This is a genomic window from Streptomyces mutabilis, from assembly GCF_046628145.1.
In the GTDB taxonomy this organism is placed as follows: domain Bacteria; phylum Actinomycetota; class Actinomycetes; order Streptomycetales; family Streptomycetaceae; genus Streptomyces; species Streptomyces mutabilis.
In genome coordinates, this window is record NZ_CP176874.1 from 5,132,161 (window position 1) to 5,156,155 (window position 23,995).

General features: G+C 72.6%; 16 protein-coding genes. 12 read left to right on the top strand and 4 right to left on the bottom strand.

Annotation, left to right across the window (positions count from 1 at the left end; genetic code table 11):
- Window positions 1-13: 13 nt before the first annotated feature.
- Complete coding sequence (locus ACLIN4_RS23285; protein WP_107479548.1) at window positions 14-2,821, bottom strand: lysylphosphatidylglycerol synthase domain-containing protein; 2,808 nt, start codon at window positions 2,819-2,821, stop codon at window positions 14-16.
- A gap of 185 nt (window positions 2,822-3,006) precedes the next feature.
- On the opposite strand from ACLIN4_RS23285, the gene ACLIN4_RS23290 reads away from it, so the two are divergent.
- The 5 genes from ACLIN4_RS23290 (at window position 3,007) to nudC (ending at window position 13,625) form a co-directional block, all read left to right on the top strand.
- Complete coding sequence (locus ACLIN4_RS23290) at window positions 3,007-3,396, top strand: MGMT family protein (protein ID WP_290014900.1); 390 nt, start codon at window positions 3,007-3,009, stop codon at window positions 3,394-3,396.
- A gap of 356 nt (window positions 3,397-3,752) precedes the next feature.
- Complete coding sequence (locus ACLIN4_RS23295; protein WP_411576171.1) at window positions 3,753-7,184, top strand: ATP-dependent helicase; 3,432 nt, start codon at window positions 3,753-3,755, stop codon at window positions 7,182-7,184.
- A 283-nt stretch (window positions 7,185-7,467) separates the two neighbouring features.
- The gene (locus ACLIN4_RS23300) at window positions 7,468-11,112 is read left to right on the top strand and encodes a UvrD-helicase domain-containing protein (protein ID WP_411576172.1); all 3,645 of its coding nucleotides are present in this window, start codon (window positions 7,468-7,470) and stop codon (window positions 11,110-11,112) included.
- Between the two features lie 10 nt (window positions 11,113-11,122).
- The gene (locus ACLIN4_RS23305) at window positions 11,123-12,526 is read left to right on the top strand and encodes a dipeptidase (RefSeq protein ID WP_411576173.1); all 1,404 of its coding nucleotides are present in this window, start codon (window positions 11,123-11,125) and stop codon (window positions 12,524-12,526) included.
- A gap of 154 nt (window positions 12,527-12,680) precedes the next feature.
- Window positions 12,681-13,625 (top strand): NAD(+) diphosphatase, encoded by a 945-nt coding sequence (gene nudC, locus ACLIN4_RS23310; protein WP_411576174.1) that lies wholly within the window; start codon window positions 12,681-12,683, stop codon window positions 13,623-13,625.
- A gap of 88 nt (window positions 13,626-13,713) precedes the next feature.
- Here the strand turns inward: nudC and ACLIN4_RS23315 are convergent, their stop codons facing one another.
- Window positions 13,714-13,956, bottom strand: coding sequence for a mycoredoxin (locus tag ACLIN4_RS23315; RefSeq protein WP_004983675.1), 243 nt, complete (start codon window positions 13,954-13,956; stop codon window positions 13,714-13,716).
- 201 nt (window positions 13,957-14,157) lie between these two features.
- Here ACLIN4_RS23315 and ACLIN4_RS23320 point away from each other — a divergent pair, with 201 nt between their 5' ends.
- The 4 genes from ACLIN4_RS23320 to ACLIN4_RS23335 all read left to right on the top strand — a co-directional run bounded on the left by ACLIN4_RS23320 (window position 14,158) and on the right by ACLIN4_RS23335 (window position 17,719).
- Window positions 14,158-16,359, top strand: a complete 2,202-nt coding sequence (locus tag ACLIN4_RS23320; RefSeq protein WP_179342682.1) for an ATP-dependent DNA helicase UvrD2 — start codon at window positions 14,158-14,160, stop codon at window positions 16,357-16,359.
- A 163-nt stretch (window positions 16,360-16,522) separates the two neighbouring features.
- A complete protein-coding gene (locus ACLIN4_RS23325) occupies window positions 16,523-16,855 on the top strand; it encodes a hypothetical protein (protein WP_100048335.1) in 333 nt (110 codons plus the stop codon).
- 175 nt (window positions 16,856-17,030) lie between these two features.
- Complete coding sequence (locus ACLIN4_RS23330; protein ID WP_073724386.1) at window positions 17,031-17,399, top strand: WhiB family transcriptional regulator; 369 nt, start codon at window positions 17,031-17,033, stop codon at window positions 17,397-17,399.
- Window positions 17,396-17,719 carry a hypothetical protein gene (locus ACLIN4_RS23335; RefSeq protein ID WP_100048336.1) on the top strand — a complete coding sequence of 108 codons (324 nt, stop codon included), beginning with the start codon at window positions 17,396-17,398 and terminating at the stop codon, window positions 17,717-17,719. Before ACLIN4_RS23330 ends, ACLIN4_RS23335 begins: the two co-directional genes overlap by 4 nt.
- Window positions 17,720-17,826: 107 nt before the next feature.
- Here ACLIN4_RS23335 and ACLIN4_RS23340 read toward each other — a convergent pair whose 3' ends face one another.
- On the bottom strand, window positions 17,827-19,224 hold the full coding sequence (locus ACLIN4_RS23340; protein ID WP_107477297.1) for an ABC1 kinase family protein: 1,398 nt from the start codon (window positions 19,222-19,224) through the stop codon (window positions 17,827-17,829).
- The gene (locus tag ACLIN4_RS23345; protein ID WP_411576175.1) at window positions 19,217-20,431 is read right to left on the bottom strand and encodes a TOMM precursor leader peptide-binding protein; all 1,215 of its coding nucleotides are present in this window, start codon (window positions 20,429-20,431) and stop codon (window positions 19,217-19,219) included. Before ACLIN4_RS23345 ends, ACLIN4_RS23340 begins: the two co-directional genes overlap by 8 nt.
- 277 nt (window positions 20,432-20,708) lie before the next feature.
- Between ACLIN4_RS23345 and ACLIN4_RS23350 the strand changes: the two genes are divergently transcribed.
- The 3 genes from ACLIN4_RS23350 (at window position 20,709) to ACLIN4_RS23360 (ending at window position 23,984) form a co-directional block, all read left to right on the top strand.
- The gene (locus ACLIN4_RS23350) at window positions 20,709-21,305 is read left to right on the top strand and encodes a M48 family metallopeptidase (protein ID WP_107477299.1); all 597 of its coding nucleotides are present in this window, start codon (window positions 20,709-20,711) and stop codon (window positions 21,303-21,305) included.
- A gap of 149 nt (window positions 21,306-21,454) precedes the next feature.
- Window positions 21,455-23,290 carry a TerD family protein gene (locus ACLIN4_RS23355; RefSeq protein ID WP_307652143.1) on the top strand — a complete coding sequence of 612 codons (1,836 nt, stop codon included), beginning with the start codon at window positions 21,455-21,457 and terminating at the stop codon, window positions 23,288-23,290.
- Between the two features lie 13 nt (window positions 23,291-23,303).
- Entirely contained in the window at window positions 23,304-23,984 is a 681-nt protein-coding gene (locus tag ACLIN4_RS23360) for an AIM24 family protein (protein ID WP_019326994.1), read from the top strand.
- Window positions 23,985-23,995: the final 11 nt, after the last annotated feature.

A 23,995-nucleotide genomic window follows, 5' to 3' on the forward strand; every position in this document is an offset into this window, starting at 1 on the left:
CGGCGCTACGGCGCTACAGCGCTTCCTTCCGCGTCAGGTGGTTGAAGAACAGCCAGCCCGGCAGCACCGGCAGCCACAGCGTGAGCAGCCGGTACAGCAGCACGGCGGGTGCGGCGACCTCCTTGGGCAGGCCCACGGCGATCAGACCGACCGTCAGCGTCGCCTCCACCGCGCCCACACCGCCCGGCGTCGGCGCCGCGGACCCCAGTGCGTTGCCCGCGAGGAAGACGACCGCGACGCTCGCCAGGCTGATCGACGCCGACTCGTCGCCGAAGGCCCGGATCGAGGCGTCCAGGCACATCACGAAGCAGGCGGTGAGCAGCAGCATGCCGCCGATGCCGGTGATCAGCTTCTGCGGCCGCTGCAGCACGTCCAGCATGCGCGGCACGACGCCGGCGAAAAGCGAGCGCACGCGCGTGACGACGAATTTCCGCAGGAACGGCACGGAGGTCACCACGAGCACGAGTACCGCGACCGTCAGCAGACCCGCGATGACCGTGCGGGACGGAGTCAGTGACGGGGTCTTCTCGGTGCCGGTCAGATAGCCGAAGGACAGCAGCATCAGGATGTGACAACCGAGCCCGAACAGCTGCGACGCGCCGACGCTCGCCACCGCGAGCCCCGGCCGCACGCCCGCGCGCTGCAGGAACCGGGTGTTCAGGGCGACGCCGCCGACCGCCGCCGGGGCGACGATCTTCACGAACGACCCGGCGACCTGCGCGGCCACGGTCCGCAGGAACGGCACCCGCTCGGGCACGAACCCCAGCAGGGCCATCGCCGCCGCCACGTAGCTCGCCGCCGAGAACAGCACGGCCGCCGCGACCCAGCCCCACTCGGCGTTGGCGATCAGCGGGCCGAACTCGATGTGCGTGAGCTGGGTCAGCAGGAAGTAGGCGCCGATGGCCCCGGCGATGAAGCTGATCAACGTGCGCGGCCGCACCCGCTCCAGGCGGGCCGGCTCGACGGGCGCCTGCGGCCTGATGCGCAGCACGGCGTGGCGGATCTGCGTGAGCAGGTCCTCCTCGCGCGCCTCCTCCAGCGCCTCGTCCACGGCCCGCTTCTCCGCCCGCTGCTCGGCCCGCGCGGCCTTCTTCTCGGCTTTCTCGGGCTTCCCGGGCTTGGCGGTTCGGTCGGTCCTCTCGTGAGCCCGGTTCGCGTCGTCGCCGCCCGCCGCCTCGGCGCGGGCCAGCTTCGCCTGCCGGGACGACTCCAGGACGGCTTCCCGCTCGCGCTGGGCCCGCTCCCGGCCGAGCCTGCGCAGGGTCGCACGGGTGGAGCGGCTGAGCGCGATGGGCTGGAGCATCGGCAGGCAGTCCGCCACGGCGTCGGGGCCGAGCACGGCCACGGCCGACGCGACCGCGCGTTCGGCGCCCACCCGTAGGCCGAGGGTCACCAGGAGCTGGGAGACGTCCATGCGCAGCAGCAGGTCACCGGCGGCGATCTCGCCGATGCGCAGGTCCGTGAGGATCACCGTGCCGGAACGATCCACCAGGATCGCGTCGCCCACCAGCCTGCGATGCGCGATGCGCCGGGACTGCAGGGCCCGCACCTGCTCCCAGGTGCCGCGCAGCAGCTCGTCGGTGATCTCCTCGTCAGGCAGCGAGTCGAGAGTGCGCCCGCCGGTGTGCTCGTACACGAGCATCACCGCGTCGGGGCCCAGCTCGGACGTCGCGATCAGCTTGGGGGCGTTCGCGCCGGCCGCGATCGCCGCGTAGGCGAGCAGTGCCTCCTGCTCCAGGGCCTGGCGCAGGGACGGGAGGCTGCTGCGGGTGGCGAAGCCGCGCAGCGTGAGGTTGCGCCACGCGCGGTAGAAGAAGCCCTGTGCCTGCTGTTCCCGGTCCACCACCGTCACGTCCAGTGGCCGGCCGTCCTCCAGGGTGACGAAGTAGCGACGTCCGCGGTCACCGGTCTCGGCGGTGTCCGACGACGCCTCCTCGCGGGCGGCGGTCACGGGGTGGAAGCCGACGGTCCGCAGGCCCGCCATGAGCGTCCGGCCGGTGGGGCGCACGTTGGGGGAGCCGACCGAGTAGAGCGTGCCGTAGGCCACGGTCCAGCCGATGAGGACCGTCAGGATGATCGAGAAGGGTGTCGTGTAGCCCGTGACGAGCATGGAAAAGGCGTCGAGGAGCAGCACGATCCACAGCACCGCGCGCCACTTGGGTCTGCGTGACATGCCGACGGCCGTCATGTACGCGATGACCGGTGCCAAGTAGCCGTGCACGGGGTCGGTCAACGCGTGGATGTCGCCCGGCGACGGTTGGGTGAGCGCCTCCTGGATGGAGCCCGGGGCCGCCTTGGCGACCCACAGGTCGGTGGCGAGTGTCACTCCGTGCGCGAGGACCGCCGCGAGTACGCCGTCGGCGATGCGCAGCCCGTCCCGTTTGATCAACCGCTCGATCGCGAACGCGACCGGTACGAGGAGGATCGCGATGCTGGAGGCCAGTCCCGCGATCTTGATCAGCAGGTCGGGTGCCTGCCCGGTGCCCTTGTTGATGTCCTGTTCGAGCCCCGAGGTGGTGCCGTGCGCGAAGGCGGCGACGGCCAGCAGCACGGCGACGGCGAGCACTCCCACCAGGAGCCGCATCAGGTCCGAAGGACGATGCACGCGCGCGGGGAGCAGCGGTTCGTCGCCCTCCACCTCGTCGATGTGCGCTACGTCGTCGGGGTCGGCGGCCGTCGCCGACCGGCCCGTGGCCGCGCGCCGGCCGGCCTTCTCGGGGCCGGTGCCCGCGGTGTCCGGGCGCGACGAGGAGCCATCCGGACGCGACGAAGAGTCAGAGGTGCCCTCGGCGTCCTCGGGGTGCACACCCTGCTGTTTCATCGCCTCTTCTTGCTCTCGTATCACTGGTCACCGCCCGCACGATGGTGGCATGCCGCGTCGGTCTCGGCAGGCATCAGGGTGCCGGTGCGGGCCGCACAGTCTGCCGGAAGCGCCGCTCGCGGGCGAGGGAAGCGCACCGTCGCGACCGCGTCCCGTTGTCGGTGGGGTGGGGCAGGATGGGGCGGATGAGCGAGCAGAGCCTTCCGGACGACGACGCCCGCCCGGCGTACGCGGACACACTGCCCGAGTACGCCGAGCGGGTCCTCGAGGTGACCGAATCGATCCCGCCGGGCCGCGTCATGACGTACGGGGACGTCGCCGAGTATCTGGAGGAGGGCGGCCCCCGGCAGGTCGGACGGGTGATGTCGCTCTACGGGGGAGGCGTTCCGTGGTGGCGCGTCGTCCGCGCGGACGGTGTCCTGCTCGCGGGGCACGAGCTGGAGGCGCTCGACCGCTACCGGGCGGAGGGCACGCCCCTGAAGGAGGCGAGCAGAGCCGCGGAGGGCCATCTGCCGCGCCTCGACCTGAGACGGGCGCGATGGGACGGCGGTGAACGCGCACAGGGTCACACTTGAAAGCTTCCGCCATCGAGCCCGCTGACGTGTGACCTGTGATCCGTAAGAGGGAAATGGGACAGTTCGGGCACGTCGATGGCATGACGTACGTTCGTGGGGCGGGGGACACGCGCGCCGTAAGCGAACCGACGGGCCTGAGGGACCTGACGGATCCGTGGGACTTGACGGTCCTGAGGAGCCTGACGGGCCCGAGGGGCAAGAGGGACCCGAGGGCCCCGAGGGAAGAAGAGGAAGCGCTTCTTCCGCCTCACTCGTCGGCGTAGCGTCGGCCGCACGCGTCCCCCTCGCCCCGCGGCCACCGCCGTGCCCGCGGCGCGGACGGCCCATCAGCACACCCACCAGGACCGGCGAACCACGTGAGCTCCTCTTCCTCCACCCGAAACCCGACGCACCCCCAGGTGCGCCGGGGGAGCCGTGGCGCTTACCGACTCGTGCGTACCCCGCCGGCGCGAACTGACCCCCCTCGTCTGGACGCCGCCCAGCGCGCCGTGGTTGACCACCGGAGCGGGCCGCTGCTCGTCCTCGCGGGCCCGGGCACCGGAAAGACCACCACCTTGGTGGAGTCCGTGGCGGACCGGATCGCCCGCGGCGGCGACCCGGAGCGGATCCTGGTGCTGACCTTCAGCCGCAAGGCGGCCGTCGAACTGCGCGACCGGATGGCGCTGCGCATGGGCGCCGCACGGGCCCCCAGGGCGACCACCTTCCACTCCTTCGGTTACGCCCTGGTCCGCGCCCACCAGGACAACGACCTGTTCGTGGAGCCGCTGCGGCTGCTGTCCGGCCCGGAGCAGGACGTGACGGTGCGCGAGCTGCTCGCCGGGCAGGTCGACCTGGAGCGGCTCGGTCTCTCGCACGTGCGCTGGCCCGAGGGACTGCGCGCCTGCCTGACGACCCGCGGATTCGCCGACGAGGTCCGCGCGGTGCTCGCCCGCAGCCGGGAGCTGGGCCTCGGCCCGGAGGCCCTGGGAGCCTTCGCCCGGCGCATCGGCCGCCCCGACTGGGGGGCCGCCGCCGTCTTCCTCGCCGAGTACCTGGACGTGCTCGACCTGCAGGGTGTGCTCGACTACGCGGAACTGGTCCACCGCGCGGTGCTTCTCGCCCGCCGCCCCGAGGTCGCCGCGCAGCTGGCCGCCCGGTACGACGCGGTGTACGTCGACGAGTACCAGGACACCGACCCGGCCCAGGTACGGCTGCTGCACGCGCTGGCCGGCGGTGGGCGCACCCTCGTCGCCTTCGGCGACCCCGACCAGTCGATCTACGCCTTCCGGGGCGCGGACGTGAACGGCATCCTCGACTTCCCGGCCGCCTTCCCGCGCGCGGACGGCCGCCCGGCGCCGGTCGAGGTGCTGCGGACCTCGCGCCGCTCCGGGGCCACCCTGCTGGCAGCCACCCGGTTGCTGACCCAGCGCATGCCGCTGACCCGCCTCCCCGCGGACAAGGTGCGCGCCCACCGCGAGCTCGCCCCGGTCCGGGACGGCGGGCGCGTGGAGGCGTACACGTACCCGACGTCCGGCACCGAGCTGGACAACATCGCCGACATCCTGCGCCGGGCCCACTTGGAGGACGGCATCCCCTGGAGCGACATGGCCGTCCTCGTGCGCGCGGGCTCCCGCACGATCCCGACGGTCCGGCGCGCCCTCACGGCGGCCGGTGTCCCCCTGGACATCGACGGCGACGACCTCCCCCTGCGCCACGAGCCGGCGGTGGCGCCCCTGCTGACGGCTCTGCGGGCCGTCGCGGAGGCGGAGGCCGGGGTGCGCGGGCCGTCCGAGGTGGGCACCGACGATGCGGGGGAGGTACAGCCCACGGTCGGCGCCCCGGACGAAGGGGCTGCGGGACGCGTACCTGGCGCCGAGGACGGGAGGCAGGCGCGCGGCGCACCCGTGCACCGCGCGGAGGACTCGTGCTGGCTCCCCACCGAGACCGCCCTCACCCTGCTCACCTCCCCCCTCGCCGGCATGGACGCCGCCGACCTGCGCCGCCTGGGCCGCGCCCTGCGCGAGGAGGAGCGGGCCGCCGGCAACCCGCTGCCGCCGCCCTCGGACGAACTGCTCGCGCGGGCGCTGGCCGAGCCCGAACGGCTGGCCGTGCACGACCCCGCGTACGCGCGTGGCGCCCAGCGTCTCGGCGCGCTGCTCCGCAAGGCCCGCGAGCGACTGGCGGGCGGCGGAAGTGCCGAGGAAGCGCTGTGGGACCTGTGGGAGGGCACACCGTGGCCCACTCGCCTGGAGCGTTCCGCCCGGCGTGGCGGCGCCGCCGGACGCAACGCCGACCGCGACCTCGACGCCGTGTGCGCGCTCTTCGCGACGGCCGCGCGCGCGGAGGAACGCACCGGTGGCCGGGGCGCGCTGAACTTCCTGGAGGAGATCGACGCCGAGGACATCGCGGCCGACACCCTCACCCGGCGTGCCGTGCGCCCCGACGCCGTCCGCCTGATGACCGCCCACCGCTCGAAGGGGCTGGAGTGGCGGCTGGTCGTCGTCGCGGGCGTCCAGGAGGGACTGTGGCCGGACCTGCGCCGCCGGGGTTCTCTGCTGGAGGCCGACCGCATCGGCCGCGACGGGCTCGCCGAACCGCTCACCCCCGGCGCGCTGCTCGCCGAGGAGCGCCGCCTGTTCTACGTGGCCGCCACGCGCGCGCGTGAACGGCTCGTCGTGACCGCCGTGAAGGCACCGGCAGACGACGGCGACCAGCCCTCCCGGTTCCTGACCGAACTCGGTGTCGAACCCGCCGACGTCACCGGCCGTCCCCGCCGTCCCCTCGCCGTCGCGGCGCTCGTCGCCGAGCTGCGCGCCACCACGGTCGACCCCCGCGTCTCCGAGCCCCTGAGGGAGGCCGCGGCCCGCCGGCTGGCCCGCCTCGCCGCCCTCGCCGACGAGGACGGCCGCCCCCTGGTGCCGTCCGCGCATCCCTACCGCTGGTGGGGCATGTGGGACCCGACCGAGAGCAAGGTGCCGCTGCGCGACCGCGACAAGCCCGTCACCCTCTCCGGCAGCGCCCTGGACCAGTTGGCCAACACCTGCGCGCTGCAGTGGTTCCTGGGGCGCGAGGTGAAGGCCGACGCGCCCGCGACCGCCGCACAGGGTTTCGGCAACGTGGTGCACGTCCTCGCCGACGAGGTGGCGTCCGGGCACACCCCGGCCGACCTCGCCGTCCTCATGGAGCGCCTGGACTCCGTGTGGAACGCGATCGCCTTCGACGCGCCGTGGAAGTCGGCGCAGGAGAAGGCCAACGCGCGCCTGGCGCTCGAACGCTTCCTGAAGTGGCACGTGATGGACCGCGCCGGACGTACGCCGGTGGCCAGCGAGCACGACTTCGACGTGACCCTGGAGGCGGGCGAGTACGAGGTGCGTGTCCGCGGCCAGATGGACCGCGTGGAGGCCGACGGCGACGGCCGCGCCTACGTCGTCGACTTCAAGACCGGCAAACATGCACCCACCTCCGCCGAGGTGGCTCGCCACCCCCAGCTCGCCGTCTACCAGCTCGCCGTCCGCGCGGGCGCCGTCGACGAGGCCTTCGACGGCACCCGCCCCCAACCGGGCGGGGCCGAGCTCGTCCAGCTGCGCCAGGGCGCGCCCAAACGGGACGGCGGCGACACCCTGCCCAAGGTGCAGGCGCAGGAGTCCCTGGAGGGGCCGGCGGGCGAGTGGGTCGGTGACCTGTTGGCCACGGCCGCCGGCAAGGTCCTCGACGAGCGGTTCACCCCGACGGCGGGCCAGCACTGCACCCACTGCGCCTTCCGCGCGTCGTGCAGCGCACGGCCCGAGGGGCGCCACGTCGTGGAGTGAGCTGCGGGAGCCGGGCCGGCGTCGGACGGGCCGGAACCGGAGCGGGACCCCATGGCCGAAGCCCCTGAAACCCCTGAAACCCCTGAAACCCCTGAAACCTCTGGAACCTCTGGAACTCTGGAACCTCTGGCGGAAACCGTGACCGAAGCCCGTGGCGGCGTCGGTCGCGTCGGCGCCCGGGACCGGTGTGACAAGTCGCACCATCCCCGCTGACCTGCGCTTGTCTGCGAATGCGTCGGCGCCCCCGCACCCGCTGTCAGTCCCCGCGGCTAGCCTCTTGGACGTGCCAGCCCATCTCACAGATCCCGATCAGCTCAAGGAGCTCCTCGGCATCCCCTTCACCCCGGAGCAGACGGCCTGCATCATCGCGCCGCCCGCCCCGCAGGTGATCGTGGCCGGAGCCGGGTCGGGCAAGACGACGGTGATGGCCGCGCGCGTGGTGTGGCTGGTCGGCACCGGCCAGGTCGCCCCCGAACAGGTTCTGGGCCTCACCTTCACCAACAAGGCGGCCGGCGAACTCGCGGAACGCGTCCGCACCGCGCTGGTCAAGGCCGGCGTCACCGACCCGGACGTGATCGACCCGGACAACCCGCCCGGCGAACCGGAGATCTCGACGTACCACGCCTTCGCGGGCCGCCTCCTGACCGATCACGGACTGCGCCTCGGCCTGGAGCCGACGTCCAGGCTGCTCGCCGACGCCACCCGCTACCAGCTCGCCGCGCGGGTCCTGCGCGAGGCTCCGGGCCCCTATCCGGCGCTCACCCGCTCCTTCCCCGACCTGGTCGGGGACCTCCTCGCCCTCGACGCGGAGCTCGCCGAGCACCTCGTACGCCCCGAGGACGTACGCGCGTGGGACGCCCGCCTCCTGGACTCCCTGGAAGGCGCCAAGCTCACCAACGCCGATCTGCGCAAGGTCCCCGAAGCCGCCGCCGCGCGCCGTGAACTCGCCGACCTGGTGATCCGCTACCGCGCCGCCAAGCGGGAACGGGACCTGCTCGACTTCGGCGACCAGATCGCCCTATCCGCACAGCTCGCCGGGCTCCCCGAAGTGGGCCGTGTCCTGCGCGACCAGTTCCGGGTCGTCCTGCTCGACGAGTACCAGGACACCTCGGTGGCGCAGCGCATCCTGCTGGCGGGCCTGTTCGGCGGCGGCACCGGCCACCCCGTGACCGCCGTCGGCGACCCCTGCCAGGCGATCTACGGCTGGCGAGGCGCCTCCGTCGCCAACCTCGACGACTTCCCCGAGCACTTCGCGCGCGCCGACGGCCGCCCCGCCGCCCGGCAGGCGCTCAGCGAGAACCGCCGCAGCGGCGGACGCCTCCTCGACCTCGCCAACGGCCTGGCCGAGCCCCTGCGCGCCATGCACGCCGGCGTGGAAGCCCTGCGCCCCGCCCCCGGCGCCGAACGCGACGGCACCGTCCGCTGCGCCCTCCTGCCCACCCACGCGGAGGAGATCGACTGGATCGCCGACTCCATCGCCCACCTCGTGCGCACCGGCAAGGCGCCCGGCGAGATCGCCGTCCTGTGCCGCACGGCGACCGACTTCGCCGAGATCCAGGGCGCGCTGGTGGCCCGCGACGTGCCCGTCGAGGTCGTGGGCCTGTCCGGGCTGCTGCACCTGCCCGAGGTGGCCGACCTGGTCGCCGTCTGCGAAGTCCTCCAGGACCCCGGCGCCAACGCCTCCCTGGTCCGCCTGCTCACCGGCCCCCGCTGGCGCATCGGCCCACGCGACCTCGCCCTCCTGGGGCGCCGCGCCCGGCTTCTGGTGAGTCACGCGCGCGTGGACGGCGACGACGACCCCGACCGGCGGCTCGCCGCGGCCGTCGAGGGCGTCGACCCGTCCGAGGTGATATCGCTCGCGGACGCCCTCGACACCTTCCTGGAAACCCCGCTGGACGGCACCGGGGACGACGACGGGCTCCCCTTCTCACCCGACGCGCGCGTACGGTTCGCGCGATTGGCCACCGAACTGCGCGACCTGCGCCGGGCCCTCGCCGACCCGCTCATGGACGTACTGCACCGCGTCCTCGCCGTCACCGGCCTGGAGGTCGAGCTGTCGGCGTCCCCGCACGCCCTGGCGGCCCGCCGCCGCGAAACCCTGTCGAACTTCCTGGACGTCGCCGCGTCCTTCGCCGCGAGCGACGGCGAGGCCACCCTGCTCGCCTTCCTGGGCTTCCTGCGCACCGCCGCCCAGTACGAGAAGGGCCTCGACAACGCCCTGCCGGGTGGTGAGAACACCGTCAAGGTGCTCACCGCGCACAAGTCCAAGGGCCTGGAGTGGGACGTCGTCGCCGTACCCGGCCTGGTCACCGGCACCTTCCCCAGCGGCCAGGGACGCGAGAAGTGGACCGCCCAGGGCAAGGTGCTGCCGCACGCCCTGCGCGGCGACGCCGACACCCTGCCCGACGTCGAGTCGTGGGACTCGCGGGGCCTGAGGGCCTTTCACGAGGCCATGAAGGATCACCAGCACACCGAGGAGCTCCGCCTCGGCTACGTCACCTTCACCCGCCCCCGCTCCCTGCTCCTGGGCTCCGGCCACTGGTGGGGCCCCAGCCAGAAGAAGCCCCGCGGACCGTCCGACTTCCTCGTGGCCCTGTACGAGCACTGCGCCGCCGGACACGGCGAGATCGAGGCGTGGGCGGACGAACCCGCCGAGGACGAGGAGAACCCGGCCCTGCACCGGGCGGCCGCCGACCACGCCTGGCCCCTGCCGCTCGACGACGACGCCCTGGCCCGCCGCCGGGCCGCCGCCGAGACGGTCCTCGCCCACCTCGAGGACCTCGCCTCCCACGAGGACGACCACCCCGCCGCCACGCACGACCCGGACACCTACGACGATCCGGACTGGCCACCACCCCCCGACGACGACGCGCTCCTGGACGAGGACACCCCCGGCGACCCCGGCTGGACCGGGGAAGACCCCACCGACTGGGACTCCTGGACCACGGACCGCCCCACCGAGCCGCAGGAACCCACCCCACCGCCCCGCCCCGCCGCCACGCCACCGCACCCCACCACGCCACCCGACCGCGCTCCCGCACCACCGCACTCCACCGCCGCGCAGCCGGGCCGCCCCTCCGTCCCGCACCAGGCGCCGCCTCCTGACCGGCCCGGCGCCGGCGACCTGCCCCGCCTCCACCCCCAGGAGCCGGCAGGCCCCGCCCACGCCCCCCGCCGACCCGCCGCCCCCACCCGGCTCACCCCGGAGGAGGCCCGCACCGTCGCCTCCTGGGACCGTGACCTCGACGCCCTCACCGGCGAGCTCCTGCGCGCGCGGGAGAGCGTCACCGAGGTCCGTCTCCCGGCGTCGCTGACCGCCTCACAGCTGCTGAGCCTGGCCGCCGACCCGGACGGTTTCGCGCAGGAGCTGGCCCGCCCCATGCCCCGCCCGCCCCAGCCCGCGGCCCGCCGTGGCACCCGCTTCCACGCCTGGGTCGAGGCCCGCTTCGAACCGCTGACGCTGCCCTTGCTGGAGCCGGAGGAGCTGCCCGGCGGCGACGCCGAGATCGCCGACGAACGCGACCTGGAGTTCCTCAAGGACGCCTTCGAACGGACCGAGTACGCCCGCCGCACCCCCTACCGCGTGGAGGCGCCGTTCCAGCTCTCGCTCGTCGGACGAGTCGTACGCGGTCGCATCGACGCCGTGTACAAGGAGGGCGACGGCGAGACGGCCACCTACGAGATCGTCGACTGGAAGACGAGCCGTACCGGCACCGCGGACCCGCTCCAGCTCGCCCTCTACCGCCTCGCCTGGGCAGAGCAGCAGCGCGTACCCCTGGAGTCGGTCACCGCCTCCTTCCTGTACGTGCGCACGGGCGAGGTGGTGCGGCCCGGCGGGCTGCCGGACCGTACCGCGCTGGAGAAGCTGCTGCTGGCCGACCCGGTCGGTGACGAACCGCACGATCAGGGTGCCGGTGCGGGCCGATAGGCTCGTGAGCATGAGCGACACCCCGGACAGCGCTGTCCGTACGTACATCGAGCACCACCGCGCCGCCTTCCTCGACGACCTCGTCGAGTGGCTGCGCATCCCGTCCGTGTCGGCCCAGCCCGACCACGCGACCGATGTGCGCCGCAGCGCCGACTGGCTCGCCGCCAAACTGAAGGAGACCGGCTTCCCGACCACCGAGGTGTGGCCCACCCCGGGCGCCCCCGCCGTGTTCGCCGAATGGCCCTCCGGTGACCCGCAGGCACCTACGGTCCTCGTCTACGGCCACCACGACGTGCAGCCCGCCGCCCGCGAGGACGGCTGGCACAGCGAGCCCTTCGAACCCGTCGTCCGCGAGAACCGGCTCTACGCGCGGGGGGCGGCCGACGACAAGGGACAGGTGTTCTTCCACACACTCGGCGTCCGCGCCCACCTCGCCGCGACCGGCCGCACCGCCCCCGCGGTGAACCTCAAGCTGCTGATCGAGGGTGAGGAGGAATCGGGCTCCCCGCATTTCCGCGCCCTGGTCGAGGAGCGCGCCGACCGGCTCGGCGCCGACGCGGTGATCGTCTCCGACACCGGTATGTGGTCCGAGGACACCCCCACGGTGTGCACCGGCATGCGCGGCCTCGCCGAATGCGAGATCAGGCTGCACGGGCCCGACCAGGACATCCACTCCGGATCCTTCGGCGGCGCCGTCCCCAACCCGGCCACCGCCGTCGCCCGCCTGGTCGCTGCCCTGCACGACGAGCACGCGCGCGTGGCGATCCCGGGCTTCTACGACGGCGTGATCGAGCTCACCGATCACGAGCGCGCCCTCTTCGCCGAACTGCCCTTCGACGAGGGGCAGTGGCTGCGCACGGCCAAGTCCCGCGCGGCGCACGGCGAGGTCGGCCACACCACCCTGGAGCGCGTCTGGGCACGCCCCACCGCCGAGGTCAACGGCATCGGCGGCGGCTACCAGGGCGCGGGCAGCAAGACGATCATCCCGTCGTCCGCCATGGTGAAGCTTTCCTTCCGGCTGGTCGCGGGCCAAGACCCTGACCACGTCGAGAAGGCCGTCCGCGCCTGGGCCGCCGAGCAGGTGCCCGCCGGGATCCGCAGCGAGATCACCTTCGGCGCGGCCACCCGACCGTGCCTGACCCCGCTGGACCACCCGGCGCTTCAGTCGGTCGTCCGCGCCATGAGCCGTGCCTTCGAAAAACCGGTCCGCTTCACCCGCGAGGGCGGCTCCGGACCGGCCGCCGACCTCCAGGAGGTGCTGGGCGCGCCGGTCCTCTTCCTGGGCATCTCCGTCCCGTCCGACGGCTGGCACGCCCCTGACGAGAAGGTGGAACTGGACCTGCTGCTCAAGGGCGTCGAAACCTCCGCCCACCTGTGGGGTGACCTGGCGGAGCACTGGCGCCACGCACCCTGAGCGGCCGTTCGGTCCAGGACCGGACCGGCACCGCGCGCGGCACACTGGAAAGGCCGCCGCAACGCCGAGCCCTCCCGGACCCGGTCGCCACCGCCGCACGACCCGCTGAACCGCCTGCCGAACCGAAACGCCACCGGGGGAGTTGGAAGCACCCGTGACCACCTGGACCGACCACACCGCCGACCGTCCCATCTCGCTCACCGCCCCGAGCGGCATCGACCGTGCCGCCCACCACCGTCTCGACGAGGCCTGGCTCGCGGCGGCGTGGAGCCACCCCTCGACGCGCTGTTTCGTGGTCTCCGGCGGTCAGGTCCTGATCGACGAGACGCCCGACGGGCGTACCGAACTCGTCATGACCCCGTCCTTCGAGGCGCCGCTGACCGAGGCCCACCGCTACTTCCTCGGCACCGATGAGGACGGCGTCAGCTACTTCGCCCTCCAGAAGGACTCCCTGCCCGGACGCATGGACCAGTCCGCCCGTCCGGCCGGCCTCCGCGAGGCGGGCCTGCTCCTGTCGCCCCGCGACGCCGGCCTTATGGCCCACGCGGTCGCCCTGGAGAACTGGCAGCGCCTGCACCGCTTCTGCTCCCGCTGCGGCGAGCGCACCGTCATCGCCGCGGCCGGCCACATCCGCCGCTGCCCCGCCTGCGGGGCCGAGCACTACCCCCGCACCGACCCCGCGGTGATCATGGCGGTGACGGACGCCGACGACCGCCTCCTGCTCGGCCGCCAGGTCCACTGGCCCGAGGGACGCTTCTCGACGCTCGCCGGGTTCGTGGAACCCGGCGAGTCCATCGAGCAGTCGGTACGCCGCGAGGTGCAGGAGGAGGTCGGCGTCACCGTCGGTCCCGTCGAGTACGTCGCCAGCCAGCCCTGGCCCTTCCCGTCCAGCCTGATGCTGGGCTTCATGGCCCACGCCACCTCGAAAGAGATCAACGTCGACGGCGAGGAGATCCACGAGGCCCGCTGGTTCTCCCGCGACGAACTGGGGGCCGCCTTCGAGTCCGGCGAGGTGCTCCCGCCCTACGGCATCTCCATCGCGGCCCGCCTGATCGAGCTCTGGTACGGCAAGCCGCTGCCCACCCGCGGCGCCTTCTGAGGCGAGACACGGACAGAGGGGTGGCCCTCCCCGGTCGGGGAGGGCCACCCCTCTGCATCACCGCGTTCCGGACGTCCTGCCGTACCGCTTACGCGCCGATCTTCTGCTTCACCTGCGCCAGCGACGGGTTCGTCAGCGTGGAGCCGTCCGGGAACAGCACGGTCGGCACCGTCTGGTTCCCGCCGTTCGCCTTCTCCACGAACGCCGCGGACTCCGGGTCCTGCTCGATGTTGATCTCGGTGTACGCAATGCCCTCGCGGTCCATCTGGCTCTTCAGCCGACGGCAGTAGCCGCACCACGTGGTGCTGTACATCGTCACAGTGCCCGGCATGTCTCTCGCGCTCCTTCGGCAGCTCGGCAAAATCGGCGGCCCCGAAGGCCGCACGAAGGGAACGTCCGCGGTGACTCCACCATTCCCGCGTCCCGCCCGCGCCGATGCCGCCACGTGACGCTTGTCGCATCGGTACGACTATCGGTGCGTGCCTGTGGACAACCGACGCACCCGTCACGCGCGACCTGGCAGCATGGCGGTGTGACAGCAGCAACGCACTCCACCCTCTTCCCGCAGGTACCGGACTCGGCCGACGCGGTGCTCGAAGGGCTCGACCCCGAGCAGCGCGAGGTGGCGACCGCCCTGCGCGGTCCGGTGTGCGTACTGGCGGGCGCCGGCACCGGCAAGACCCGGGCGATCACCCATCGCATCGCCTACGGGGTACGCGCCGGCATCCTCCAGCCCACCAGCGTGCTCGCCGTCACCTTCACCAATCGTGCCGCCGGGGAGATGCGCGGCCGGCTGCGCCAGCTCGGTGCCGCCGGCGTGCAGGCCCGTACCTTCCACTCGGCGGCGCTGCGCCAGCTCCAGTACTTCTGGCCGAAAGCGATCGGCGGCTCCCTGCCCAGGCTCGTCGACCGCAAGATCCAGCTCGTCGCCGACGCGGCGGCCGCGTGCCGCATCCGTCTCGACCGTGGCGAGCTGCGCGACGCCACCGCCGAGATCGAGTGGTCCAAGGTGACCCAGACCGTCCCCGCCGACTACGCCCTCGCGGCGGCCAGAGCCGGTCGCGAGGCGCCACGCGACCCGGCCGAGATCGCCCAGCTCTACGCCGCTTACGAGGATCTCAAGCGTGGTCGCGGGGTGATCGACTTCGAGGACGTGCTGCTGCTGACCGTCGCCGTCCTCCAGGACCGGCAGGACGTCGCCGAACAGGTCCGCGCCCAGTACCAGCACTTCGTCGTCGACGAGTACCAGGACGTCAGCCCCCTCCAGCAGCGCCTGCTGGAACTCTGGCTCGGTGACCGCGACGACCTGTGCGTGGTCGGTGACGCTAGCCAGACCATCTATTCGTTCACGGGAGCAACCCCCGACCATCTGCTCGACTTCCGTAGCCGCCACCCCCGCGCCACCGTCGTCAAACTGGTCCGTGACTACCGGTCCACCCCGCAGGTCGTCCACCTCGCCAACGGCCTGCTCGCCCAGGCCCGCGGCCGGGCCGCCGACCACCGTCTGGAGCTGGTCTCCCAGCGTCCCGCGGGCCCCGAACCCGTCTACACCGAGTACCCCGACGAACCGGCCGAGGCGGAGGGCGCCGCCCGCCGCATCCGCGAGCTCATCGACTCGGGCGTGCCGGCCGCGGAGATCGCCGTGCTGTTCCGCACGAACTCCCAGTCGGAGACCTATGAACAGGCTCTCGCCGACGCCGGGGTTCCCTACCAGCTGCGCGGCGCGGAGCGCTTCTTCGACCGCCCGGAGGTGCGCAAGGCCCACAGCGCCCTGCGGGCCGCGGCGCGTTTCGGCGGCAACGACTCCCTGCTCGACGACGCCGTGGATCTGCCCTCCCAGGTGCGCGCGGTGCTGTCCGGGGAGGGGTGGACACCCGAGCCACCGGCCGGTTCCGGTGCCGTCCGTGAGCGCTGGGAGTCGCTGGCCGCCCTGGTCAACCTCGCCCAGGACTTCGCCGCGGCCGGAGCGGGCGCCACGCTGAGCGACCTCGTCGCCGAACTCGACGAGCGGGCGGGCGCCCAGCACGCCCCGACGGTGCAGGGCGTCACCCTCGCCTCCCTGCACTCGGCCAAGGGCCTGGAGTGGGACGTCGTCTTCCTGGTCGGCGTCGCCGAGGGCATGATGCCGATCACCTACGCAAAGACCGACGAGCAGATCGAGGAGGAGCGCCGCCTCCTGTACGTCGGCGTCACCCGCGCCCGGGAGCGCCTGCACCTGTCCTGGGCTCTGGCCCGCTCGCCCGGCGGGCGGGCGGGCCGCCGTCCCAGCCGTTTCCTGAAGGGTCTGCGGCCCGGCTCGGGGCCCTCCGGCGGGAGAACGGCAGCCGGCGGCTCCGGGGGCGTGGAGCGCGGCTACGGCAGCAGCGGTGCCCCGGCCGTCGCCCCGAGACGGACCCGTCGGACGCCTGCTCGCTGCCGGGTCTGCGGGCGCACGCTCACCGACGCGGGTGAGATGAAGCTGATGCGCTGCGAGGACTGCCCGTCCGACATGGACGAGGGCGTCTACGAGCGGTTGCGCGAGTGGCGGGCGGTCCAGGCGGGGCTCAGCGGGCAGCCCGCGTTCTGCGTCTTCACCGACAAGACGCTGATGGCGATCGCCGAGTCCGTCCCGGAGGACGAGCACGAGCTGGCACGGATCCCGGGGGTCGGGATGCGCAAGCTCAACCGCTACGGAACCGATGTCCTCGCCATCTGTGCAGGCCAGGAGGGTGCGGGGCTTGACGAGGACGGCTGATACAAACTCGTCGAAAAAATAGTTTGCGCATGCCCCGGGAATCCCCATAGGTTCTTGGTCACGGGAACGGTGGCCTTCCCGGAGGCCCTGAATCCGTGTTGTACTTGCATATCCGCGGACTGGTTCGTCCAGTCCCCTTAGACGCCGAGAGGAGGCGAGTCCAGTGATCAGCATCAACTTCAGCTCCACCGTCAGCTCCACCGCCAAAATGACCGATCGCTCGGCCGTCTCCCTGTGCATGCTCGGCGCCTCGAACCCGGGCACCGGTCTGTCCGGCATTCGTGCCGTGCGTCCGGCGTCCGCCTCCGTTGCCCCCGCGGGCCTTCCCGTCCGTGAGCGCAATGAGCGACCGACCCAGGCACTGGAAGCAGCAGTAGTGGCACAGGCGCAGGCCTATGCCTTTACCGCGACCGGTGCCGGATTCCGGAAGCAGACGACGCAGCACCACCTGATGTGGGCCTTCCGTGGGCCAGAACCCTGGAGTGATCCAGCCTGATCGTCGATCAGGCCGGCGCCTTCAGGGCCGCGGAACCCCATCCGGGATCCGCGGCCCTTCTGTTTGTCCCCGAACGGGGACGACAGCACGAAGGAGCCTCGGGACAAGAAAAGAACCCGGTACCAAGCCGCCAACCGGCCGACCGGCCGGAACGACCAGACGAGGAAGACCAACCGTGCAACTCGAAGCGCACGCCCCGTCCGTACCGCCTTCCGACACGATCCCCAAGCCCGGCCCCACGGAGGACCCCACCTTGACCCCGCTCACCGCGCTCACCGCGCTCGACGACGCCATCGAGAACCTCGGCGTGCCCGTCCCCTGCCGCTCCTACGACCCGGAGGTCTTCTTCGCGGAGTCGCCGGCGGACGTCGAGTACGCCAAGTCCCTCTGCCGTACCTGCCCGCTGATCGAGGCCTGCCTCGCCGGCGCCAAGGAGCGGCGTGAGCCTTGGGGCGTCTGGGGTGGCGAGCTGTTCGTCCAGGGTGTCGTCGTCGCCCGGAAGCGGCCCCGTGGCCGCCCGCGCAAGAACCCGGTCACGGCATGAACACCGCAGGAACGATCGACCGCCCCCTCACGCACGACCCCAAGAAGCAGGCCCCGATGAAGCCGTCCACCCACGACATCGCAGGCTCCGCGCCTGAAGACTTCACCACCAGCGACGCGAAGGACTCGCGTCAGAACAGGACCCGCGAGATGCAACTCATCCCAGAAGCCCTGGCTCGTGCGCATATGCACGACCGGCTGCACGAGGCCGAGCAGGAGCGCCGGGCACTGCGCCTGGCGACCGCTCGCCGGATGCAGCGCCGGGCCGAGCGCGCCTCGATGCGTGCCCGGCGGGCGCTCGCCATGGCCGTCATGCAGTAACCGATCACCCGAAGCGGTGGCCTCCCGACGCGGGAGGCGAAGCCTTCCCCCCGGGGGCCGGTCCGTCCGAACGGACCGGCCCCCGGGGTCTTTTCACGCCCGGTCGCTCACGCCTCCGCTGCCGTCTCCTCCACCTCGCACGCCTCCTCCTCGCACGCTTCCCCTTCGCCGTCCTCGGGGAGGAAACCCACCAGCCAGTCCTCCAGCTCGTCGCGCAGCCGCACCGTCGCGCCCAGTTGGCACAGCACACCGATGGTGCTCAGGGTCACGCGATGGATCAGGAGGTAGGCGGGCGGCAGGTTGAGCTGCTTGGCCAGTTGGTACGCGGGGGAGCGCGGGTCACCGATACGGGCCGCCTGGCTCCGCATCCAGCCGCGGGTAAAGGTGAACTCATCGACCCGGGCCGGCTCGATGATCGGCAGAAGGTAGTCGAGGACGGCGTCGGGGTCCAGCTCTATCGACTCCTTGACGAAGCCTTCGGAGCAGAGCATCTCGTAGACGGCGTCCGCCTCGCCGTCCAGTGTCATGCGCAAGGCATCTCCGATGGGCTCGGGCAGACCGCCCGGGAGGCGGTCGACCGTGCCGAAGTCCAGGACACCGAGGCGCCAGTCGTCGTCACCCTCCGGCCCACCGGGCAGCAGCCGGAAGTTGCCGGGGTGCGGGTCGGCGTGCAGGAGGCCGGTACGAGCCGGGCCCGAGAAGAGGAAGTGCGCGAGCAGTTGACCGGCCCGGTCGCGCTGCCGCGTCGTGCCGTCCGCGATGATCTCCGACAGCGGGATGCCGTCCATCCATTCGGTGACCAGCACCTGTTCGCACTGGTGGACCACGTCCGGCACCACGATGTCCGGGTCGTCCGCGAACTCCTCGGCGTGGGTGCGCTGGGCCTGCGCCTCCAGGTCGTAGTCCAGTTCCTCGGAGACCCGGTCCTTCAGCTCCGTGAGCAGGGGCTTGACGTCCATGCCGGGCACCAGCGGGCCGAGCAGGCGGGCGAAGCGGCTGAGCTGGTTCAGGTCGGACAGCAGGGCTTCGCCGGCGCCCGGGTACTGCACCTTGACCGCCACCTCGCGCCCGTCGTGCCACACCGCGCGATGCACCTGGCCGATGGAGGCCGCCGCGGCCGGCTTGTCCTCGAACTCCAGGAAGAGATCGTGCCAGTCCTCGCCGATCCGCTCGGCGAGGACGGCGTGCACCGTGCGGGTCGGCATGGGCGGTGCCGCCTCCTGCAGCTTGGTCAGCGCCGCCCGATAGGGCCCGGCGACCTCCTCGGGCAGCGCCGACTCGAAGACGGACAGCGCCTGCCCGAACTTCATCGCCCCGCCCTTGAGCTCGCCCAGCACCTTGAACAACTGCTCCGCGGTCCGCTGCTGCAGCTGCTGGCCGACGATCTCCGCGGACTCGCCCACGATTCGCTTCCCGAGCCCCCAGGTCGCCCGTCCGGCGAAGCCGAGCGGGAGCGCGGCGAGCTTGGCGGTCCGGGTGACCGCCTTGCGCGGAAGATCAGACATGCGCCCTCCAAATCCCAGGCGGCCGGGCGGGTTCTGCCTCACGGCGCACTCCCGCTGACGGCCCTTGCCCAGCCATTGTCGCGCGCCGGTCCCCATCCTCGGAGGTGTGTTCCCGCTTACCTTTTCCGGCGGCTTCGCAGGGGCACGCGGGGTGGGCCGGAACCGGCCGCGTGTGCCACCGCAGACCGGGCAGCGACACTTCCCAGCGTGCGCCGACGCTGGAGGGCGTCCCGCCGTCCAGGAAGGCGAGGGCATGGGCCGCCGCCAGCCCGGCGACCGTCGCGGCCAGGGTGAGGTCGCAGGGCGGAACCTGCCGGCGGCCGCCGGAGCGCCACTGGGCCACCAGCCGGGGCCAGGCGGGGTCCCGGTTGGTGCGGTCCGCCTGAAGGCACCCGGCGCACCCCGTCTCACCGGGCAGGACCAGGGGACCGACCACGCCGGTCCCCTCGACGACGCCGGCGTACAGATGGGGCGTACCGGAGGCCATGAGGGCTTCCGCGGCGGCGGGGTCGGGGGCGTGCACCGCGACGTCGTCGCGCGGGGCGACGATCACCAGGGAGAATCCCGGGGCGCCCTCCTCCGGCGGCGTCGCGGGCCCACGGCGCGGCGGCCGGCCGGGGGCAGCCCGGCGGACGACACGACGCGCCGTCTCGTCCCGGCGGTCGCCGACGGACTCCGTGGGAAGCCCGCCCGGGGCGACGTCCCACGGTTCGACGCACCCGCCGTCGAGCACGTCGACCTCGCCGACGCCGGCGCCCGACAGCAGGCCGGCCAGCACCGCGCCCACCCGTCCCGCGCCCCTCACCCGGACCCGCAGGGCTCGCCGCGCGGCCAGGTGTCTCATCGCTTCCCCCGGTGCGGACGTGGTCAGGGAAAGGGAGGCCAGGTCGGGTCGGAGCCGGTCGAGCACCTCGCTCTTCTCCCGCAGGGCGTCGGCGTCCGGCCCGCCGCCTCTGGAGTCGTCGAGAAGCCCGGCACGGGCGAGCCGCTCGACCACCCGGTCGACGTGTCCGTCCGGCAGATCCATGCGGCGCCCCTCCTCACGCAGGAGAGCCGGCCCGCGGGTGCCGTTGAGCAGTTCCAGGAAGCTGCCCGTCGCCGTGTCCACCGGACCTAGCGTCAGCGCGTGTGCGGGCGTCATCCCGAACTGCACGGTGTTCAGATCGCGCCAGCCGCGCCTGAGCGCGGGCTTCACCATCGGATGCATGCCAGACCCCCCGTAGGTCTTCCGGTCCTGCCTCGAACGTCGTCATGGTCCGGCGGGTCGGCCGCGTGCCGGTCCGCGTGATCGGCCGCGTGATCGGTCGCGGATCCGCCGGCGAGTGCCAGCATGCCCGGACGGGCGCCGAGGCGTCGAAAGTTGTCCACAGGCGGTGGGTATTCGTCGTACGAATCCCTCGTACACGTCGGGCGAGGGGCGCCGGATCGGGGCCGAAGCGTCCCGGAGCCGGGACTTCCCCGTGTGCAGCGGGTAACGTCGTGGCGTGTCCGCCGACCCACTGCACCGCGCCGGGGCGCCCCAGCGCACACCGACGAATCCGCCGCCGAACGGCTCGGCGACGAGCGCGATCGAGGTCCGCAGGAGCACCCGGCGACGCCGGACGGTCTCCGCGTACCGCGAGGGCGATCGCACCGTCGTGCTGATCCCCGCCCGCATGTCCGAGGCGGAGGAGCAACGCTGGGTGAGCGTCATGCTGGACAAGCTCGCCGCCCAGGAGAGCAAACGCGTTCTCGGCGACGCCGAACTCGCCGAGCGCGCCGAGCGCCTCTCGAACCAGTACTTCGACGGGCGGGCGCGGCCCGTCTCGGTTCGCTGGGTCACCAACCAGAACACGCGCTGGGGCTCGTGCACCCCGTCCGAGGGAAGCATCCGGCTGTCGCACCGCCTCCAGGGCATGCCCGAGTACGTCGTCGACTACGTCCTCCTGCACGAACTGGCACACCTGCTCGTTCCCGGCCACGGGCCCCGGTTCTGGCGGCTGCTGGAGGCGTATCCGCGGACCGAGCGGGCCCGGGGATACCTCGAGGGCGTGGTCGCCGCCGACCGGCTTCCGCACGTACCCGGCGCCCGCAGCGAGTAGTGCGCGCCCCCGGGGTACGCCCCGGCGGTCGGTACGCCACGGCCCCGCACGGGTTCTGTACCGGGTCTGTACCGACTTCTTCCGGTGTCCGGGATTGCCGTTAGCCTGGCGCGACGCACTCGCATTCGGATGGGGGACGGTCGTAACGCATGGCCAGGGAATTCCAACGCGGCCACAAGGCCAGGATCAGTGATCTCACCGCGGGCACGGATCTGTACGTAGGCGTGCAGATCTCGGGCCCCGGGTTGAGCTTCGACATCAGCTGCTTCGGTCTCGACGCCGACGAACGGCTGTCGGACGACCGGTACTTCGTGTTCTTCAACCAGCCGAAGACCCCCGAGGAGTCCATCCAGCTCCTGGGTGCGCAGGCGGGCGACACTGAGTCGTTCCGTGTCACCCTCGACAAGATCCCGCCGCAGATCCAGAAGCTGTCCTTCACGGCGACGATCGACGGTGCGGGGCAGATGTCGCAGGTCGCCTCCGGATACATCCGGATCGTCGCGGGCGGCGAGGAGGTGGCCCGGTATCCGTTCAGCGGCTCGGAGTTCTCCACCGAGCGCGCCGTGATGCTGGGCGACTTCTATCTGAAGGACGTGTGGCGGTTCGCCGCCGTCGGACAGGGCTTCGACGGCGGGCTGGACGCGCTGCTGAGGAATTTCGGCGGCGAGGTGGCCGAGGAAGAGGCTCCCGCGCCGCAGCAGCCGCAGGCCGGTGCCGAGGGGGCCGCCCCCGGTTTCGCGCCGCCGGCCCAGGCGTCGGCTCCCCCCGCCTTCGGTGCTCCTGCCGCTCCCGCGCCGGCCCCGGCGCCCGCGCCTCAGGCTGCCCCGCAGGGCTTCGCCCCGCCGGCCGGCGCCACTCCGCCCCCGGCGCCCGCCCCGGCACCCGGCTCCGACGTGCACGCCGCGCAGACGATCGTCGCGCCCATGAACACGCCGCCGGGCGGCTCCCAGGTGTCTCCGCCGGCCCCGGCGCCCGCGCCGTACGGCCAACCGGGCCAGCAGCCGCCGCACGGTCAGGTGCCGGGCCAGACCGCCCCGCCGCCTCCCGGTTACGGCCAGCCGCAAGCGCCACAAATGCCACACCAACCTCAAGCGCCTCAGCCGCCCCAGGCCCCGGCCCCGCCTCCCGGGTACGGCCAGCCGACTCCGCCTCCGGGGTACGGCCAGCAGGTTCCGCCCGCCGGTTACGGCCAGCAGGCTCCTCCCGCCGGGTACGGCCAGCCGACCCCGCCCCCCGGTTACGGCCAGCAGGCACCCTACGGAGCCCCGCAGGGCATGCCTCCGGGCGCAGCACCCCAGGGTGTGCCCCAGAGCGCGCCGCAGGGCGCCGGTGTGACCGCCGCACTCCAGCAGTTCCGCGAGACCGCGACCGGGCAGCGCTGGACCCAGCAGAACAAGAAGCTGGTCCGCGTCGACCTCGGCGCGGACGGTCAGCCCGTGCTCGCCCGGCAGGGCAGCATGGTGCTCTACCAGGGCAAGGTCGACTTCAGCTACAAGGGCGCCGGATTCGCCGGCCGGGTCGTGGGCAACGCCACCGGCCAGGAGATGCAGCTCATGCGCTGCACCGGCAAGGGCCAGGTCTTCCTCGCCGAGAGCTCCGCGATGCTGCACCCCATCGAGCTCCAGGGCGACGCCATCTGCGTCTCCGCGGAGAACGTCCTCGCCTTCGACGAGAGCCTCCAGTACGAGGTCCGTCGCATCGAGGGACACGGCATCCCCGGCGGCGCGCTGTTCACGATGCAGTTCCAGGGCACCGGCACGATCGTCGTCAAGACGCACGGTGTGCCCGTGGTGCTGCCGGTCACGCCCACCACCTTCGCCGACTGCAACGCGGTCGTCGCCTGGTCGGCCGCCGCACAGGTGGTCGTCTCCAGCCAGGTGCGGATGCGCCGCAATTCCTACGCGGGCGACACGGGCGAAAGCGTCAACCTGCAGTTCCGGGCCGCGCCCGGCAACTTCGTCATCGTCCAGCCGTACGAGATCTGAGGGAGAGCCCGACATGAACCAGCCGCTCGCGGGCTACGCTCCCGCACCGGTCGCCGCCCGCATGGAGAACCACGGCAACCACATGCTGAAGGTCGCCATGCAGACCGGAAACGACCTCCTCGCGCGCGTGGGCTCGATGGTGGCCTACGAGGGCTTCGTCCAGTACGAGCCCAACCCGCCGGCCGTCCGCCAGATCGCGAAGGACTGGATGACCGGCGAGGGCGCGCCCCTGATGAAGTGCTCCGGCGACGGCCTGCTCTACCTCGCCGACTACGGCGCGAACGTCGTCGTCATCAACCTCAACGGCGACGGGATCTCCGTCAACGCCACCAACCTGCTCGCCTTCGACGCCCACCTGACGTGGGGCGTGGAGCGGGTCAAGGGCCTGGCCAAGTTCGCCGGGCAGGGACTGTGGAACACGAAGATCTCCGGGCAGGGCTGGGTCGCCCTCACCTCCCGGGGCAAGCCGATCGTGGTCGACTGCGGCGGTGGCGAGGACGAGACGTACGTCGACCCCGACGCCCTCGTCGCCTGGTCCCCGAACCTGAAGGTGAAGGGCAAGCGCAGCTTCAAGGCGCAGTCACTGATCGGCCGCGGCAGCGGCGAGGCCTACCAGATGGCCTTCTCCGGTCAGGGCATCGTCGTCGTCCAGCCCAGCGAGGACAGCACCGACCGTCTCCGGGTCCGGGGCTGAGGGGGAGCCAG